Origin of the sequence: Kribbella sp. NPDC059898 (genome assembly GCF_042730855.1) — a bacterium.
In the GTDB taxonomy this organism is placed as follows: Bacteria; Actinomycetota; Actinomycetes; order Propionibacteriales; family Kribbellaceae; genus Kribbella.
Map to the genome: position 1 here is coordinate 322,654 of NZ_JBHWKR010000003.1, position 15,228 is coordinate 337,881.

A 15,228-nucleotide genomic window follows, 5' to 3' on the forward strand; every position below is an offset into this window, starting at 1 on the left:
CCCTATCCGAACGCGTTCACGCCCGTGAGCCCGGCCGACACCGTCCACAGCCGCGCCGCCGAGGCCGGGTCGATCGCGTACGGGCGGACGCCGTACGGGCTGTCGTCCGACACCTCCGCGATCTCGCAGTCCTCGCAGAACACGCCGCCCTCGCCGTCGAGCCGCGGAGAGGTCGCCGCCCACACCTGCGTCGCCGCGCCCTGCTCCGGCGACTTGAAGTGCGGGCTGAGCAGGTTGCCGTCCTCGTCGATCCAGCCGAACGCGACCATCTCCTCGCGCGGCAGGTGCCGCTGCAACGGCGTGAGGATGCCGCCCGGATGCAGCGCGAACGCCCGTACGCCGGAATCCTTGCCCAGGGCATCGAGCTGAACGGCGAACAGCACGTTCGCCGTTTTGGCCTGCCCGTACGCCGCCCACTTGTCGTACCCCTGCCGGAACTCCAGGTCGTCCCAGCGGATGTCCGACCGCCGGTGCGCCGACGACGACACCGACACGACTCGCCCGCCGCCCTTCGCGGCGATCGCCGGCCACAGCCGGTTCACCAGCGCGAAGTGCCCCAGATGGTTGGTCGCGAACTGCGCCTCCCAGCCCGGCCCGACCCGCGTCTCCGGGCTCGCCATGATCGCGGCGTTGTCGATCATGATGCCGATCGAGCGCCCCGACGCGAGGAACCGGTCGGCGAACGCGCGGACGCTGTCCAGGTCGCCGAGGTCCAGCTCGTCGACCTCGACGTTGTCCACCCCGGCGAGCGCCTCGCGCGCGACGTCCGGGCGGCGTGCCGGTACGACGACGTGCGCGCCGGCCTTCGCGAGCGCCTTCGTGGTCTCCAGGCCGAGGCCGGAGTACCCGCCGGTGACGATCGCGAGCTTGCCGGTCAGGTCGATCCCGGCCAGGACGTCGTCCGCGGTGCTGTCGTGCCCGAAGCCCGAGCCGATCTTGTGTTGTGCAGTCAGGCTTTGCAGCGTACGAATTGGAGTTCGCTCTAAGTCAAGTGCGGCTCGGCGCGGAGGGACTCGGCGAGGCGTTGCAGGGCCGGGTTCGGGTTGTCGGGGCTCCAGCAGGCGTGCAGCGTGACCGAGTGCGCGTCGGACGCGTCGAGCTCGCGGTACCGGACGCCTTCGACGCCCAGCGCCATGATCGAGCGCGGGATCAGCGCGCAGCCGAGGCCGGCGCGGACCAGCGCGAGCATCGTCGGTACCTGCGAGGCGAGCTGGCTGACGGCGTACCGGTCCATGCCGATCATCGCGGCGCAGATGTCGTGCAGGTACTGCGATCCCTCCGGGCTGTAGCCGATGTACTCGTCGGTGACGTCGGCGAGGGAGACCGGTCCGGCGCCGTCGGCGAGCGGGTGGGCGGCGGGTACGGCGAGGACGAGGTCCTCGGAGTGGACCAGCAGGGATTCGAACCGGTCAGGGATCGGCGGGCGAACCAGGCCGAGGTCGATCTCCAGGTTCGCGAGCGCCTCGAACTGGGCGGGGCTGACGAGCTCGGTCAGCTCGGCCGTCACCCCCGGGGTGCGTTTGCCGACCATGGTCAGGAAGTCGGCGAGTACGGCGTACGCGCCGATCGCGGTGAAGGCGAGCCGGAGTGTGCCGGTGGTGCCGTCGGCCGCGCGGCGGGTGGCCTCGGGGGCGACCTCGAGCAGGGCGAGGACGCGGCGGGCATGTTCGAGGAAGACGCCACCGGCCGCGGTCAGCCGGACGCCACGGCCGGTCCGGTCGAAGAGGCGGACGTCGAGCGTGCGCTCCAGGCCCTGGATCTGGCGGGTGAGCGGGGGCTGGGTCAGATTCAGCCGCTGCGCGGCGCGGCCGTAGTGCAGTTCCTCGGCGACGGCGACGAATCCACGGAGTTGCTGGAGCGACAGGTCCATGCGTGCACGGTATCGGTTCATACGGAAATGGGCTTGGACCTGCATAACGGAAAGCGCCTACCGTCATTCCGATCCCAACCGAAGGAGCTACCCGGTGACGAATGCCACGCCGAGACTTGCCGCCCTGATGTCCCCGGAACGCGCCGAAGACGTGGTCGACGCACAGACCCGGAAGTTGCTCGAGGAGCGGTTCGAGGTGGTGTGGGCGACCGCTGACCACACGCTCGCCGCACCTACGAAGCAGCACGCACCCGGGGCGGGCTCCGCCGGCGCGGGTGGACGGCGGGCGCCGCTGCCGGGCGCAGGTGTACCGGGGATCGATCCGGCGGCTGTCGGGGAGCTGGCTGCGGGGGCGGAGGTGTTGTTGACGAGTTGGGGGACGCCTCGGTTGGGGAAGGAGTTGTGGGCTGACGGGCGGGGGCCGAAGGTGGTGGCGCATGCGGCGGGGACGGTGAAGAACCTGATCGACCCGGTGGTGCTGGAGGCCGGTGTCGGCATGTTTTCGGCGGGGCCTCGGATTGCGTGGTCGGTGGGCGAGTACTGCTTGGGGGCGATGCTCACGCTGGCGCGGCGGTTGCCGCGGTTCGATGCGGCGCTTCGGGGCGGTGGGTGGAAGCAGTCGGCGTACCGCGGGCACGAGTTGCGCGGCGCGAAGGTCGGCATTGTCGGGGCGAGCAGTACGGCGCGGGCGCTGATCGCGATGCTGAAACCGTACGAGTGCGACCTCGCCGTCTACGACCCGTACCTGAACGACGAGCGGGCCGCGAAGCTCGGCGTACGGACGGCAACCCTCGAGGATGCGGCGAGCGCGCCGTTCCTGAGCATCCACGTGCCGAACGTGCCGGAAACGAAAGGCATGATCACCCGCGAGCTGATCGAGAACCTGCCGGACGGCGCGGTCGTGGTGAACTCGTCCCGTGGGCCGGCGATCGATCAACCGGCACTACTGCAGAACGCATTGAGCGGACGGATCTACGCAGCGCTCGACGTCTACGACCCCGAGCCGCCGACGTTCGACGAGCACGTACTCGAATCTCACAACCTGCTCCTGACACCGCACATCGCCGGTGACACCGCCGAGGGACACCTGGCGCTCGCCGGCTACGTGCTGCGCGACGCGATCAAGTGGCTCGAGGACGGGACCCGCGGAGAGAGCTTCGTCGACCCCGCGACCTGGTCGATCGCAGCATGAGCCGCATCGTGCAGGTCGAGGTCTTCCCGGTCGCCGTACCGTTCGCCCGGAAGTTCGTGCTCGGCAGCGGGACGGTCGGCTCCCCCGACGCCGCCCCCGACCAGGCCGGCGCGGTCATCTTCGTCAAGCTCACCACCGAGGACGGCGTCGTCGGTTGGGGTGAGCAGCGCGCGCTTCCCAGCTGGAGCTACGAGACCGCCGAGACGATGGCCGTCGTCATCCGCCGGCACCTCGCACCGATCCTCGAAGAACTCACGCCGTTCGACGTCGAGCTGTTCCACCAGCGCGCGGCCAAGCGGCTCAGCCCCGCGGTGTCGAACGGCTTCCCGTTCGCCCGGGCGGCCGTCGACGTCGCGATGCACGACGCGGCCGGCAAGCTCGCCGGTGTCCCGGTGCACGCGTTGCTCGGCGGCAAGGTGTACGACGAGATCCCGCTCTGCTCGGCGATCGGGGTCGGCGACCAGGACGCGGTCCGCGAGCACGCGCTCCAGTCGTCGGACTATGCGGCGTACAAGGTCAAGATCGGCGGCGATCTGGACGCCGACACGGCCGCGATCGAGACCGTCGCGGAAGTTGCCGACGGCAAGCCTCTGTGGCTGGACGCGAACCAGTCGTACCGCCCGGCCGCGCTCCGGCAGCTGCTCGACCGTACCCGTGACATCCGCACGATCCACTGCGTCGAGCAGCCCGTGCCGAGCACCGACACGCTCGGCATGCAGCGGCTCCGGGGGCTGATCGACCTGCCGATCGCGATCGACGAAGGCAGCTTCTCCGCGCCGGACCTGGCCCGCGCGATCCGGCTGGACGCCGCCGACCTGGTCGTGATCAAGGTCTGCAAGTCCGGCGGTCTCCGCAACGCGCTGAAGACCGCCCAGACCGCGCTCGCCGGTGGTCTGGAGATCCTGGCCAGCGGTCTCACCGACTGCGGCGTCGCGTTCGCCGCCGCCCTGCACGTGTTCAGTCAGCTCGAGCTCGCCCTGCCCGCCGAGCTCAACGGGCCGGAGCTGCTGACCGATCTGTACGTCGACGGGCTCAGCATCACCAAGGCCGTCGCAACGGTCCCCACCGCCCCTGGATTGGGCGTCGAGGTCGACGAGGAGCGCATCCGCGCCGAGTCGATCGACCTGCTCTACCGGTGAGGAGTCTTATGACTGTACACATGCCGCGACTCCGTCGCGGCGGGCCACGGGGCTCTTGCTCCCGGTCTTCCCTCGTCGCTCCGCTCCTCAGTCCAGACCGGGAGGCCCCGTGACCGCCCAGCTGTCCCGCCGCGGCTTCCTGACGATGACCGGCGCGGCCGGGCTCGGGATCGCGGCGGCCGGATGTTCGACAGGTCCGTCGGCAGGTACGGCGACCTGGTCCATGTGGTCGAGCAGCGCCGCCGAGAAGAAGGTCTGGAACGACTTCGGCAAGTACGTCGAGCAGCAGCTCAAGGTCAAGTCGATCGCCACGCTGACCCCGTCGCCCGGCTACCCGACCAAGCTCGACCTGCAACTCGTCAGCGGTACGGCGAGCCTGGTCACCGCGCTGAACGGCACGCTGATCCCGACGTACGCCGCCCGCGGCGCGCACCGCCCGCTCGACGACCTGATCGACGCCGATCCCGACTTCCACCTGGACGACTTCTACGAGACCAGCCGGAAGATCTCCAGCTTCAACGGCAAGACGTACGCGATCGGCTTCGACGTCGCGCCGACCGTCATGTACTACAACAAGGACCTCCTGAAGAAGCAGAACATCCCGCTCCCCTCGCGGACCGAGCCGATGTCCTGGGCGACGTTCCGCGACCTGGCGAAGCAGCTGACCAAGCCGGGCGAGCAGTACGGCTTCACCTGCGCGCCGGCGATCGACGACCTGGTCTCCTGGATCTACTGCGCCGGCGGCAACGTGATGAGCGCCGACGCGAGCCGCAGTACGCTCGGCGACCCGGAGGCGATGGAGGCGCTGCAGTTCGTCATCGACCTGTTCGTGAAGGATCAGGTCACGCCGCCGATCAAGAATCTGGTCACCGAGAACTCGCTGTCGAACTTCCTGCAGGGCAACGTCGCGTTCATGCAGAACGGGCCGTGGCAGGTCGTCAACGCCCGCAAGGCCAAGTTCGACTGGGACATCATCCCGTTCCCGGCCGGCGCGAAAGGCAGTACGCCGCGTGTCTCCGGATCCAGCTTCGCGATTCCATCGGGGGTACGCGAGGGGCCGCAGCTCGACCTCGCGTGGAAGCTGCTCAAGACACTCACGAGTACGGGCGCGCTCGACATCTACGCGAAGGCCGGCCGCAACAACCCCGCCCGGCTGAGCGCGGGCAGTGCGTTCCAGCCGCCGCCCGACAACCTCGGCATCGTCCAGGACATCCTGGCCGGCAAGGTCGCCGGCGGGCACGCGTTCGACGTCACGACGAACTGGAACCAGGTCAAGCAGCTGCTCGGCCAGGACCTGCCGCGGACGTTCCTCGGCCAGGTCACGGTTGCGGACGCGATCCTCGGCCTGACGCCGCGTCTCGACGTACTGATGCGGCAGCATCTCGACACCGTCCGGCAAGCCACGGCCAGGAAGGGGTGATCCGGATGGCTGTCGACACCGCGCCCATCACCACCACATCAGCACCACCGAAGCTCCGGCCGACGCCGCGCTGGCGCAGTCGCGAGGCGCTGACCGCCTGGCTCTTCATCCTGCCGAGCCTGATCGGATTCCTGATCTTCACCGCCGGACCGGTCGTCGCCGCGGGCGTGATCTCGCTGCTGAACTGGAACCTGTTCAGCGCACCGACCTGGGCCGGCCTGCACAACTTCGCCCGGCTCGGCCCCGACCCGACGTTCTGGGCCGCGCTCGGCAACACGGCGTACTTCACGCTGGTCAGCGTCCCGTTGACGATCCTGGTCAGCCTCGCCCTGGCGCTGCTGCTGAACCAGGGCCTGAAGCGGATCGCTGTCTTCCGCAGCCTGCTGCTGTTGCCGTACGCAACCATCACGGTCGCGGTGGCGTTCGTCTGGATCTGGCTCTACATCCCGCACGACGGACTGGTGAACGCCGTGCTGGGCTGGTTCGGGATCGACGGTCCGTCCTGGCTGATCTCGGACACCTGGGCGATGCCGGCGCTGATCCTGATGAGCGTGTGGAAGAGCTTCGGGTTCGGCATGGTGGTGTTCCTGGCCGGCCTGCAGGCGATCCCGCAGCAACTCTACGAGGCGGGCCGCGTGGACGGTACGTCGCCCTGGAACAGCTTCCGGCACATCACGCTGCCGATGCTCTCCCCCGCGCTGTTCTTCGTGATCGTGACGTCGGTGATCGGCTCGTTCCAGGTCTTCGACCAGGCGCTGATCATGACGAACGGCGGACCGGGCACCCGCACCACCACGCTGGTCATGTACATCTACCGGACCGGCTTCGAGAACTACGACCAGGGGTACGCCGCGGCGCAGTCGCTGGTCCTGTTCGCGTTCATCGTGATCATCACCGCAGGCCAGTTCCTGTTCCAGCGGAGGCTCGTCCACTATGACAACTGAAATCCGTCAGAAGCTCGTCGTCTTCACGTGCTTCCTGGTCACCGCGGTCACGCTGGTCCCGGTCGTGATGATGGCGCTGGTCGCGTTCCAGTCCGACGCCGAGTCGATGGCCGCGAAGCCGGCGTTCTGGCCGAGCAGCTGGCACCCGGAGAACCTGACCCGCGCGTTCGACCTGGTCCCGCTCGGCAAGTACCTGCTGAACACGATCTACTTCGCCGCCGGTACGACGATCCTCGAAACCGTGACCGCGGCGCTCGCGGCGTACGCGTTCGCCCGGCTGAACTTCCCCGGCCGGAGCTGGCTGTTCGGGATCTACCTGGCCACGCTGATGATCCCGTCGCAGGTGACGCTGATCCCGCAGTTCGTACTGGTCGCGAAGCTGCACGGGATCGACACCTGGCCGGGGATGATCCTGCCGCACGCGTTCACCGCGATCGGGGTGTTCCTGCTCCGGCAGTTCTTCCTCGGCATCCCGCGCGACTACGAGGAGGCCGCGCGGCTGGACGGCGCGAACCGCTGGCAGGCGTTCGTCCGGGTGATCGTGCCGCTGGCCGTACCGGCGATCGCGACGCTGGCCGTCTTCAAGTTCATCGGCCAGTGGAACAACCTGCTGTGGCCGTTGGTCATCTCGAACAGCGACGCGACCCGTACGGCGTCCGTCGGGCTGCAGGTGTTCCAGGACACCAACGGCACGCAGTGGAACCTGCTGCTGATGGCCGCGACCGTCACCACGCTTCCGTTGATCGTCCTGTTCTTCCTGACGCAACGCTGGTTCGTCCGAGGTATCACGATGAGTGGGCTGGGAGGCCGTTGATGTCCTATCTGTGGTCCGTCTTCACCAAACCGTGGGCGGGGCTGCCCGGTGCCGAGCTCGGGCGGCTGATCTCCGGCCTCGGGTTCGGCGGTGCCGAGGTGCCGGTGCGCGACACGGCGTACGTGACGCCGGCGAACGCGGAGGCCGAGCTGCCCAAGTTCGTGGCGCAGTTGCGGGCCGAGGGCATCGAACCGATCAGCGTGGCGAGCGACCTGTCCGAGCCGGTGTTCGCCGCCTGCGCGGAGGCCGGCGTACCGATGATCCGGATCATGGCCGAGCTCGGCGCGGACGGGTACGCCGCGTCCGTACGGCGGAACCGCGCGCTGCTCGAGCAGGCCGCCGTACTCACGGAACGGTACGACGTCCAGGTCGGGGTACAGCCGCATCACGGGCGGTACGTGTCGTCGACGCTCGGCGTACTGCAGCTGCTGGACGGGTTGCCCGAGCGGTTCAAGTTGGTGTGGGACGCGGCGCACGACGCGTTGGCCGGCGATCGTCCCGCGGTCACGCTGGAGCTCGGCGCGGACCGGCTCGGCATCGTGAACCTGAAGAACGTGCACTACGTCCGCGACGGTCGCGACTGGAAGACGCACTTCGTCGAGGCGGAGGACGGGTTGTCGGATTGGCCCGCAGTGTTCGCCGCGCTCCAGCAACTCGGCTACAACGGCCCGATCTGCCTGACCGGGCAGTACTCCGACCCCGGCGTTCCGGTCGCGAGCCACCTGGAAAATGATCTGCGATTCGCTGTCACATCCGCCGCGCAGCATCCGTCAAGGGGGTGAAAGCAACCAAGACCTGATGGAGAGAAGCCACGATGCAAGCACGGATGACCAACCCCGCGATGATCCTGCCGGACGCCACCAAGGGCATCCAGAACATCTACAAGGCGATCGGTGCGTCCGGCACCGACGGCAAGGTGCTGGAGCTCGTGCACCTGCGGGCCAGCCAGATCAACGGCTGCTCCCCCTGTGTGTTCGGCGGGATCAAGTCGGCGTTGAAGAACGGCGAGACCGACGAGCGGCTGCACCAGGTGGCCGCGTGGCGGGACTCCGACCTCTTCACCGACGGCGAGCGGGCCGCGCTCGAGATGGCCGAGGCGGCGACCCGGCTGGCGGACAACCCGACCGCCGTCACCGACGAGATCTGGAACGCGGCCGCGGACCACTACGACGAGAAGGAACTGTCCGCGATCGTGCTGATGATCGCGCTGACGAACATGTTCAACCGGCTCAACACGACAGTGCGCCAGCCTGCCGGTGCGACCTGGTAGTCGCTACCGTGAGGCAATGAAATACATGCTGCTGATCTACGGGAACGAAGAGACCTGGGATGCCCTGCACGCGCAGGGCATCGACGGGGTGATGGAACAGCACCACAAGCTCGGCGCCGAGCTGAAGGCGAGCGGTGAATTGGTCGACGATCGTGGCCTGACCACCGCCAACGCGCGGGTCGTCCGCGTCCGCGAGGGCGTGCCGGCCGTGACCGACGGGCCGTTCACCGAGGCCAAGGAAGTGCTGGCCGGGTACTACGTCGTGGACTGCGCGGACCTCGACCGCGCGACGGAGATCGCCGCGCGGCTGCCCGAGGCGCCGTACTCCCCCATCGAGATCCGGGAGTTCCCGGATCCGGGGGAATCCTGACCGACGTTCCGGCTGATCCAGGTACTTGCCGGCCTCAGCTGGGCGTTGGACACCTGAGACCGGCGAGTCACTGACTCAGTTCGCCGACGCGAGGATGACCCCACCTGAAGCGGGCTGATCACCCATGCCCCGGCCACCTTGGACGTAGACCGTGCTGCCAGGCGCCGGTGCCTGCGCACCGGACCTGAGTCGGAGCGTGGTCGTCATACCGTTGCTCAACCTGAGCACGGCCACGCGTCGCGGCTGTACCGACGGGATCGACGAGCTCACCTCGTGGATGCCGGTACACACCGCCGGTTGGATCGCAGCCCGTCCGAGACCTGCGTTGCCGTGACTCCTCACATCACGGCACTGCCCGGCGAGCCTACTCATCGCTGACACACTTCCCCCTTCTCATCGTTACTGCCCCCGAGTGGCGGTAAGCCGTCAACAATTGCTGAGAGTGACGATGTTTTCAAGGGATGGTGACCGGAATCCCGCTTTCCGGAATCCCGGTCTCAGGAAATCTCAGGTAACTACTGACCACCGAAGCCGGTGGTCGCGATCCCCTTGATGATCTGGCGCTGGAAGAACAGGAACACCACGACCAGCGGCAGCGCGGCCAGGATCGCCGACGCCATGTTCTGCGCGTACTGCAGGCCGTACGCGCTCTTCACCGTCTGCAGGCCGACCGGCAGCGTCATCAGGTGCGCGTCGGTGGTCACGATGAACGGCCAGAGGAAGTTGTTCCAGGCGCCGATGAACACGAAGATCGCCACTGCCGCCAGGATCGGCCGCGACAACGGCAGCACGATCGACCAGAACACCCGCAGCCGGCCGGCGCCGTCCACCCGCGCGGCCTCCTCCAGCTCGGTCGGGATCTGGTCGAAGAAGCGCTTGAGGATCAGCACCATCGCGGGCGCGAACGCCTGCGGCAGGATGATGCCCCAGTAGGTGTCGACCAGGTTGAACGCGAGCATCTGCCGGAACAGCGGGACGATCAGCAGCTGCGGCGGGATGATGATCGCCGCGATGATCGCGGCGTACAGCCAGCGTTTGCCCTTGAAGTTCACCCGCGAGAACGCGTACCCGGCCAGCGCCGAGGTGGCGACCGTGATCAGCGTGATCGCGACCGACGTGATCAGGCTGTTCCACGCCCAGGACGGGATGTCGCCCGCCGACAGGACCTTCCGGTACGCCGCGAAGCTGAAGCCGTCGGGCGGATTCAGGCTCAGCGTCGACGCGCCGGCGTCGGCCTCGCTCTTCAACGAGGTCAGCACCGACCACGCGAACGGGACGAGCCAGCTGACGGCGAGCACCGCGAGGATCAGCAGCGCGACGATTCTGGACACGCTCCACGGGTTCTCGCCCGGCTTGTGCGTTTGTTTCATGCGGCGCTCCTGCGGTTGATCAGCTTGTACTGCGCCAGCGACACCAGGACGATGAGCGCGAAGAACAGGTACGAGATGGCCGACGAGTAGCCGAACCGGTAGCCGGTGAAGCCGGACTCGTAGATGTACTCGACGATCGAGCGCGTCTTCCCGGCCGGACCGCCGTTGGTCAGCATGTAGATCTGGTCGAACACCTTGAGCGACGCGAGCAGCTGCAGCGTCACCAGCAGCGCGGTGGTCGGCGTCAGCTGCGGGATCACGATCGAGAACAGCTGCCGCCACTTCCCGGCGCCGTCCAGCGCGGCCGCCTCGAACTGCTGCTCGGGGATGTTCTGCAACGCCGCCAGGTACAGCAGGAAGTTGAAGCCGATCGTCCACCACAGCGTGGTGATCACGACCGAGATCATCGCGACCTTCGGATCCTGCAGCCACGCCACCGGCGCGACCCCGAACTTCGCCAGGACGCCGTTGATCAGCCCGAGCGTCGGGTTGTACATCCAGCTCCAGAACATCACCACGACCGTGGACGCGAGCAGGTACGGCATGAAGAACGACAGCCGCCACAACCAGCGGCCCGGCAGGCCGAGGTTCACGAGCAGCGCGAGCGCGAGTGACAGCACCACGAGCGGGATCGTGCTCAGCACCGTGAACCACACCGTGTTGCCGAGCGACGTCCACATGTCCGGGTCGGTCAGCGCCTCGCTGTAGTTCGCGAAGCCGACCAGTCCGCTGCCGGCACCGGTCAGCGTCTCGCCGGTGAAGCTCAGGTACAAGCCGTACACCGCCGGTACCACGAGAAACAGCACGAACAGTACGGCGAACGGCGCCGCGAACGCCCACCCGGTGAGCGTCTCGCCGCGCTTCGCCCGCGCCCGGCCCTTGGCCGAGCTCTCCTCCGCGACCGCGGCCGGAGTGTCGATGGCAGTCGACATCTTGGTCTCTCCTCTCACACCGGCTGCGGACGGTTGAGCAGCTTGTTCAGCCGGACGACGAAGGCGTCGAAGCCGGCCGCTGGATCACCACTGCCGAGGAACACGTTCTGCACGTTCTCGGCGAAGTAGTTCTGGAAGTCGCTGCCTGCGCCGCTGAACCAGACCTCCGGGTCGTAGTTCACGTACGCCGGGATGCCCGCGTAGTTCGACTGGGGCTTCAGCGCCTGGTACTCCGCACCCTTGGCCACCGGCTGGTACGCCGGGATGTGGCCGCCGCCGGCCCACTTCACCGACCGCTTCAGGATCTCCGCGACCATCGTGTACACGTGCTTGCGACGCTCCGGCGACACCTTCGACTGCCGCGGCAGCACGAACGTGTGCGAGTCGGCGTACGCCGCCTGCGTCCCGAACAGCGTCGGGATCGGCAGCGCGTCGACCGGCATCTTCGCGTCCTTCAGCACCGGGAGCTCCCAGACACCGCCGAGGAACATCCCGCTCTCGCCGTGCAGGAACTCACTGGTCGCCGTACCGCCGTCGCCGCTGCGGGACGCGATCTTGTCGTTCAGCAGCGAGCGGATGAACGTCAGCGTCTTGACCGCGGCGTCCTTGTCCACCTGCGCCTGCTGACCCGGGACGAGCTTCATGTCCGCGCCGGTCTGCCGGTACAGCGTGTAGAACAGCCGCCACATCTGCGAGCCGTCGCCCAGATACCCGTACGACAGGCCGTGCTTCTTGGTGACCTGCTGCAGCTTGGTCGCGACCTCGGTGAACTCCTCCGGGCTCTTCAGCGTGTGCAGCGCCTCGGTGACACCGGCCTTCTCGGCGTGCTCGGTGTTGTAGTAGAGCACGAACGGGTGCGTGTCGAGCGCGATCGCGTAGAGCTTGCCGTCGTAGTGGCACTTCTCCCAGACCCGGGCCGGGAAGTCGCTCTCGTGCAGCCCGGCCTCGGCGAGCAAATCGACGTCCCACGGCTCGAGCAGGCCGCCGGGGGCGTACCCGGCGAGGCGGGACGCGTGCATGATCGCGACATCCGGAGCGCGCCCGCCGGCCGAGGCCATCGCGAGCTTGGTGTAGTACGGCGGACCCCAGGCCAGCACGGTCTGGGTGGTGTGAAAGCCGAGGTTCGCGGCGTTGACGGCGTCCACCAGGCCGGCCATCACGGTCCCGTCACCACCGGTCATCAGGTGCCAGTAGCTGAGGTCGGTCGCCGAGCGCGACGCACCGGGTGCGCAGCCGACGAGCAACCCGCCACCGGCCAGCGCAGCGGCTGCTTTGAGCAGGCTGCGCCGGGAGAAATCTTCACTCATTCGGTCTCCTTTGGGGGCGGGACCGATGATTACATCGTTGGAATGCCGCACACAAGCATCTTCGTGTGTGATTTTGTGGAAACGTATCCGTTAGCGTGCGGTACTGGCGCGCTCGATCACCCGGTGCGGGATCATCACCCGCCGCGCCGGGGCGTTCCTGTCCGCCATCCGCTCCTCGAGCAGGTCCAGCGCTGCCCCGACGAACGCCCGCCGGTCGAAGTCGATCGTGGTCAGCGGCGGGATCATGAACTGGCTCTCGAGGATGTTGTCGAACCCGGCGACCAGCGTCTGCCCCGGGATGTCGATCCCCGCGCCCCACAGCGCCGACAGCGTGCCGGACGCCATCGAGTCGGTGAAGCAGAAGAACGCGTCCGGCAGCTCGTGCTCGGTCAGGTACTTCGCCACCACGGTCGCCGCACCCTCCGGCCGCCACCGGTCCAGCGGGATCTGCAGCGCCGGGTCGACCGGCACACCGGCCTCCTCGAGCGCCTCGCGGTACCCGGTGGTGCGCAGCCGCGAGGCCGCCGTACCCGGGGACTCGGCCGAGCCGACGAGCACGCCCTCGCCGCTCGAGCCGCGCGGGACCTCGGGCGTGCCGACGGCAACGATCCGGCGGCAGCCCTGCGCCAGCAGGTGCTTGGTCATGTCGCGGGCGGCGGCGACGTTGTCGATCGCGACCTGGCTGACCACATCCTGGTCGACGTCACCGATCAGCACGACCGGCGGCAGCGGGCCGGCCGACATCACCGCGCTGTCGTCGAGGTTCACCGGGTTCAGGATCAGACCGTCGACCAGGTATGCGCGGGCCTTGGACAGCAGCTCGAACTCACGGTTCGGCTCGGAGGCGGTCTGCTCGATCTGCACGCCCCAGCCGCGCTCGTGGGCGAGCTCGACAACCAGGTGGACGACCTCCGCGGAGTACGGGCGGAGCAGGTCGGGCAGGGCCAGCGCGATCATGCCGGAGCGGCCGTTGCGCAGGCCGCGGGCGCTCATGTTCGGCACGTAGTCGAGCTCGGTGAGCGCGCTCTCCACCCGGGCACGGGTCTCCGGGCGGACGAACACGACGCCGTTGATCACGTTCGACACCGTCTTCGGCGACACCCCGGCCAGCTTGGCGACATCTTTGACGGTGGGACGCATGCCGCCCATTGTCACACCTGGCCCACGTTGTCACGCAGCGTGGACGTGCAGACCGACAGGAGGTGTCGGGTCTGCCCGCGCGCTCCCACGCTCAGCAGGACGACCGATCGAGCTCAATGGGCGCACACGTCCTGTTCGTCTTCACAGCTAGCGGGTGACGAACGCACCGCCGTTCACGTGCAGCACCTGCCCGGTCAGGTGCCGCGCGGCGGGCGAGGCCAGGAAGTGGATCGTGCCGGCGATGTCCTCGACCTGTCCCTCCCGCTTCGTCAACGTTGCCTGGAGCAACTTCTCCCGGCGTTCGCCGGTCAGCCGGCCCTGGAAGAACTCGGTGTCCGCGGTGAACCCCGGCGCGACGACGTTCGACGTGACGCCCCGCGGGCCGAGGCCGGCCGCGACGTCGGCGTTCCAGAGCGCGAGCGCGGCCTTCGAGGCGCCGTACGAGCCCGGGCCGCGGCCGCCCGCGATGGAGCCCAGGTGGACGACGGCAGTGGTCAGCCGGGGTGCGAGTGCGGTAGTCACGAGGACCGCGCTGATCAGGTTCGCCTCCAGGTTGGCGAGCCAGTTCGCCTTCAGTTGGGCGAGATCGCCGTCCGGCCGGCCGAAGTCGGTGTTGCCGCCGGCATTGTTGACGAGTACGTCGATCCGCTCGGGCAACTCCTCCAGCAGGTGCTCGACCTGCGCCGGGTCGGTCGCGTCGCACACCACTCCCCTGGCGCCGAGCTCGTCCGCCGCCTTCGCGAGTACGTCGGCCCGGCGCCCGGTGATCACCACGTCGTCCCCGTCCGCGCGGAACCGGGCCGCGGTCGCCCGCCCGATCCCGGTCGCGCCGCCGGTCACCACGATCGTTCGCATCTCGTCCCCTACGTTTAGGCCTAAATGTTTAGCTCTAAACGTACCATGGTGACCGTGACCGACAACTACCCGCTCGACGCCCCGAGCCCCTACCCGGCCGCCGAGATCGCCCGGGCGTGGCAGCGCGAGCGGCCCGGGACACCGACCGACTCGATCGAGATCGTCACGCCCCTGTGGCGGCTGGCGAAGCTGTTCGCCGACGACCGGCGCCGGGTGCTCGCGGACGCCGGCGTCGACCCGGCCACGCTCGACCTGCTCAGCGTCCTGCGCCGCGCGGGCGCACCGTACGAGCTGAGCACGCGCGAGCTGACCCGCCGGACGCTCGTCACCGCGGGTGCGATCTCGCAGCGGGTCGCGCGCGCCGAGGACAGCGGGCTGGTCACGCGGCGGTCGGCCGACGACGGGAGTCGTGCGGTCTTCGTCGCGCTCACGGAGGCCGGTCACGACCTGATCGAGCGCACCGTCGACCAGGTGCTGACCCGCGAGTCCGAACTGGTCGCATCCCTGTCCCCCACCGGCCGCGCCCAACTGGCTTCGCAACTGCAGGAACTCCTCGACCAGGTCGCGGAGGTGGCCCGGCAACCTTCCTCACGGCGTTGAGGGTT

Annotated in this window: 16 protein-coding genes; 9 read left to right on the plus strand and 7 right to left on the minus strand. The window is 68.5% G+C overall.

What is annotated here, in order from left to right; genetic code table 11:
• Nucleotides 1-2 precede the first annotated feature (2 nt).
• Nucleotides 3-1,061 (minus strand): SDR family NAD(P)-dependent oxidoreductase, encoded by a 1,059-nt coding sequence (locus ACFV9C_RS11735; protein WP_380193542.1) that lies wholly within the window; start codon nucleotides 1,059-1,061, stop codon nucleotides 3-5.
• Nucleotides 983-1,870 carry a LysR family transcriptional regulator gene (locus tag ACFV9C_RS11740; RefSeq protein WP_380192838.1) on the minus strand — a complete coding sequence of 296 codons (888 nt, stop codon included), beginning with the start codon at nucleotides 1,868-1,870 and terminating at the stop codon, nucleotides 983-985. Before ACFV9C_RS11740 ends, ACFV9C_RS11735 begins: the two co-directional genes overlap by 79 nt.
• A gap of 94 nt (nucleotides 1,871-1,964) precedes the next feature.
• Here ACFV9C_RS11740 and ACFV9C_RS11745 point away from each other — a divergent pair, with 94 nt between their 5' ends.
• From ACFV9C_RS11745 to ACFV9C_RS11780, 8 genes are all read left to right on the plus strand, one after another.
• Complete coding sequence (locus ACFV9C_RS11745; RefSeq protein WP_380192840.1) at nucleotides 1,965-3,062, plus strand: hydroxyacid dehydrogenase; 1,098 nt, start codon at nucleotides 1,965-1,967, stop codon at nucleotides 3,060-3,062.
• On the plus strand, nucleotides 3,059-4,201 hold the full coding sequence (locus ACFV9C_RS11750; RefSeq protein ID WP_380192841.1) for a mandelate racemase/muconate lactonizing enzyme family protein: 1,143 nt from the start codon (nucleotides 3,059-3,061) through the stop codon (nucleotides 4,199-4,201). Before ACFV9C_RS11745 ends, ACFV9C_RS11750 begins: the two co-directional genes overlap by 4 nt.
• Nucleotides 4,202-4,310: 109 nt before the next feature.
• The gene (locus tag ACFV9C_RS11755) at nucleotides 4,311-5,621 is read left to right on the plus strand and encodes an ABC transporter substrate-binding protein (RefSeq protein ID WP_380192843.1); all 1,311 of its coding nucleotides are present in this window, start codon (nucleotides 4,311-4,313) and stop codon (nucleotides 5,619-5,621) included.
• A 5-nt stretch (nucleotides 5,622-5,626) separates the two neighbouring features.
• Nucleotides 5,627-6,565: a carbohydrate ABC transporter permease gene (locus ACFV9C_RS11760; protein ID WP_380192845.1), complete on the plus strand. Its 939-nt coding sequence runs from the start codon at nucleotides 5,627-5,629 to the stop codon at nucleotides 6,563-6,565.
• Nucleotides 6,555-7,379 (plus strand): carbohydrate ABC transporter permease, encoded by an 825-nt coding sequence (locus ACFV9C_RS11765; RefSeq protein WP_380192847.1) that lies wholly within the window; start codon nucleotides 6,555-6,557, stop codon nucleotides 7,377-7,379. Before ACFV9C_RS11760 ends, ACFV9C_RS11765 begins: the two co-directional genes overlap by 11 nt.
• Complete coding sequence (locus tag ACFV9C_RS11770; protein WP_380192848.1) at nucleotides 7,379-8,161, plus strand: sugar phosphate isomerase/epimerase family protein; 783 nt, start codon at nucleotides 7,379-7,381, stop codon at nucleotides 8,159-8,161. The genes ACFV9C_RS11765 and ACFV9C_RS11770 overlap by 1 nt, the downstream gene beginning before the upstream one ends.
• 32 nt (nucleotides 8,162-8,193) lie before the next feature.
• The gene (locus ACFV9C_RS11775) at nucleotides 8,194-8,649 is read left to right on the plus strand and encodes a carboxymuconolactone decarboxylase family protein (protein WP_380192849.1); all 456 of its coding nucleotides are present in this window, start codon (nucleotides 8,194-8,196) and stop codon (nucleotides 8,647-8,649) included.
• Nucleotides 8,650-8,665: 16 nt separating this feature from the next.
• Entirely contained in the window at nucleotides 8,666-9,019 is a 354-nt protein-coding gene (locus ACFV9C_RS11780) for a YciI family protein (protein ID WP_380192851.1), read from the plus strand.
• Nucleotides 9,020-9,534: 515 nt separating this feature from the next.
• On the opposite strand, the gene ACFV9C_RS11785 is transcribed toward ACFV9C_RS11780, so the two are convergent.
• The 5 genes from ACFV9C_RS11785 to ACFV9C_RS11805 all read right to left on the minus strand — a co-directional run bounded on the left by ACFV9C_RS11785 (nucleotide 9,535) and on the right by ACFV9C_RS11805 (nucleotide 14,623).
• On the minus strand, nucleotides 9,535-10,389 hold the full coding sequence (locus ACFV9C_RS11785) for a carbohydrate ABC transporter permease (protein WP_380192853.1): 855 nt from the start codon (nucleotides 10,387-10,389) through the stop codon (nucleotides 9,535-9,537).
• On the minus strand, nucleotides 10,386-11,321 hold the full coding sequence (locus ACFV9C_RS11790; protein WP_380192854.1) for a carbohydrate ABC transporter permease: 936 nt from the start codon (nucleotides 11,319-11,321) through the stop codon (nucleotides 10,386-10,388). Before ACFV9C_RS11790 ends, ACFV9C_RS11785 begins: the two co-directional genes overlap by 4 nt.
• Nucleotides 11,322-11,335: 14 nt before the next feature.
• Nucleotides 11,336-12,628 (minus strand): extracellular solute-binding protein, encoded by a 1,293-nt coding sequence (locus ACFV9C_RS11795; RefSeq protein WP_380192855.1) that lies wholly within the window; start codon nucleotides 12,626-12,628, stop codon nucleotides 11,336-11,338.
• Between the two features lie 90 nt (nucleotides 12,629-12,718).
• Entirely contained in the window at nucleotides 12,719-13,768 is a 1,050-nt protein-coding gene (locus ACFV9C_RS11800; RefSeq protein ID WP_380192856.1) for a LacI family DNA-binding transcriptional regulator, read from the minus strand.
• A 147-nt stretch (nucleotides 13,769-13,915) separates the two neighbouring features.
• Nucleotides 13,916-14,623 (minus strand): SDR family NAD(P)-dependent oxidoreductase, encoded by a 708-nt coding sequence (locus ACFV9C_RS11805; protein ID WP_380192857.1) that lies wholly within the window; start codon nucleotides 14,621-14,623, stop codon nucleotides 13,916-13,918.
• Between the two features lie 54 nt (nucleotides 14,624-14,677).
• On the opposite strand from ACFV9C_RS11805, the gene ACFV9C_RS11810 reads away from it, so the two are divergent.
• Entirely contained in the window at nucleotides 14,678-15,223 is a 546-nt protein-coding gene (locus tag ACFV9C_RS11810) for a MarR family winged helix-turn-helix transcriptional regulator (protein WP_380192859.1), read from the plus strand.
• Nucleotides 15,224-15,228: the final 5 nt, after the last annotated feature.

Excerpts from the sequence above, each read along its gene's own strand:
- ACFV9C_RS11775 (WP_380192849.1), top strand. The coding sequence starts at position 8,194 with ATGCAAGCACGGATGACCAACCCCGCGATGATCCTGCCGGACGCCACC.
- ACFV9C_RS11805 (WP_380192857.1), bottom strand. The coding sequence starts at position 14,623 with ATGCGAACGATCGTGGTGACCGGCGGCGCGACCGGGATCGGGCGGGCG.
- ACFV9C_RS11760 (WP_380192845.1), top strand. The coding sequence starts at position 5,627 with ATGGCTGTCGACACCGCGCCCATCACCACCACATCAGCACCACCGAAG.
- ACFV9C_RS11750 (WP_380192841.1), top strand. The coding sequence starts at position 3,059 with ATGAGCCGCATCGTGCAGGTCGAGGTCTTCCCGGTCGCCGTACCGTTC.
- ACFV9C_RS11780 (WP_380192851.1), top strand. The coding sequence starts at position 8,666 with ATGAAATACATGCTGCTGATCTACGGGAACGAAGAGACCTGGGATGCC.
- ACFV9C_RS11770 (WP_380192848.1), top strand. The coding sequence starts at position 7,379 with ATGTCCTATCTGTGGTCCGTCTTCACCAAACCGTGGGCGGGGCTGCCC.
- ACFV9C_RS11740 (WP_380192838.1), bottom strand. The coding sequence starts at position 1,870 with ATGGACCTGTCGCTCCAGCAACTCCGTGGATTCGTCGCCGTCGCCGAG.
- ACFV9C_RS11800 (WP_380192856.1), bottom strand. The coding sequence starts at position 13,768 with ATGCGTCCCACCGTCAAAGATGTCGCCAAGCTGGCCGGGGTGTCGCCG.
- ACFV9C_RS11795 (WP_380192855.1), bottom strand. The coding sequence starts at position 12,628 with ATGAGTGAAGATTTCTCCCGGCGCAGCCTGCTCAAAGCAGCCGCTGCG.
- ACFV9C_RS11790 (WP_380192854.1), bottom strand. The coding sequence starts at position 11,321 with ATGTCGACTGCCATCGACACTCCGGCCGCGGTCGCGGAGGAGAGCTCG.
- ACFV9C_RS11765 (WP_380192847.1), top strand. The coding sequence starts at position 6,555 with ATGACAACTGAAATCCGTCAGAAGCTCGTCGTCTTCACGTGCTTCCTG.
- ACFV9C_RS11785 (WP_380192853.1), bottom strand. The coding sequence starts at position 10,389 with ATGAAACAAACGCACAAGCCGGGCGAGAACCCGTGGAGCGTGTCCAGA.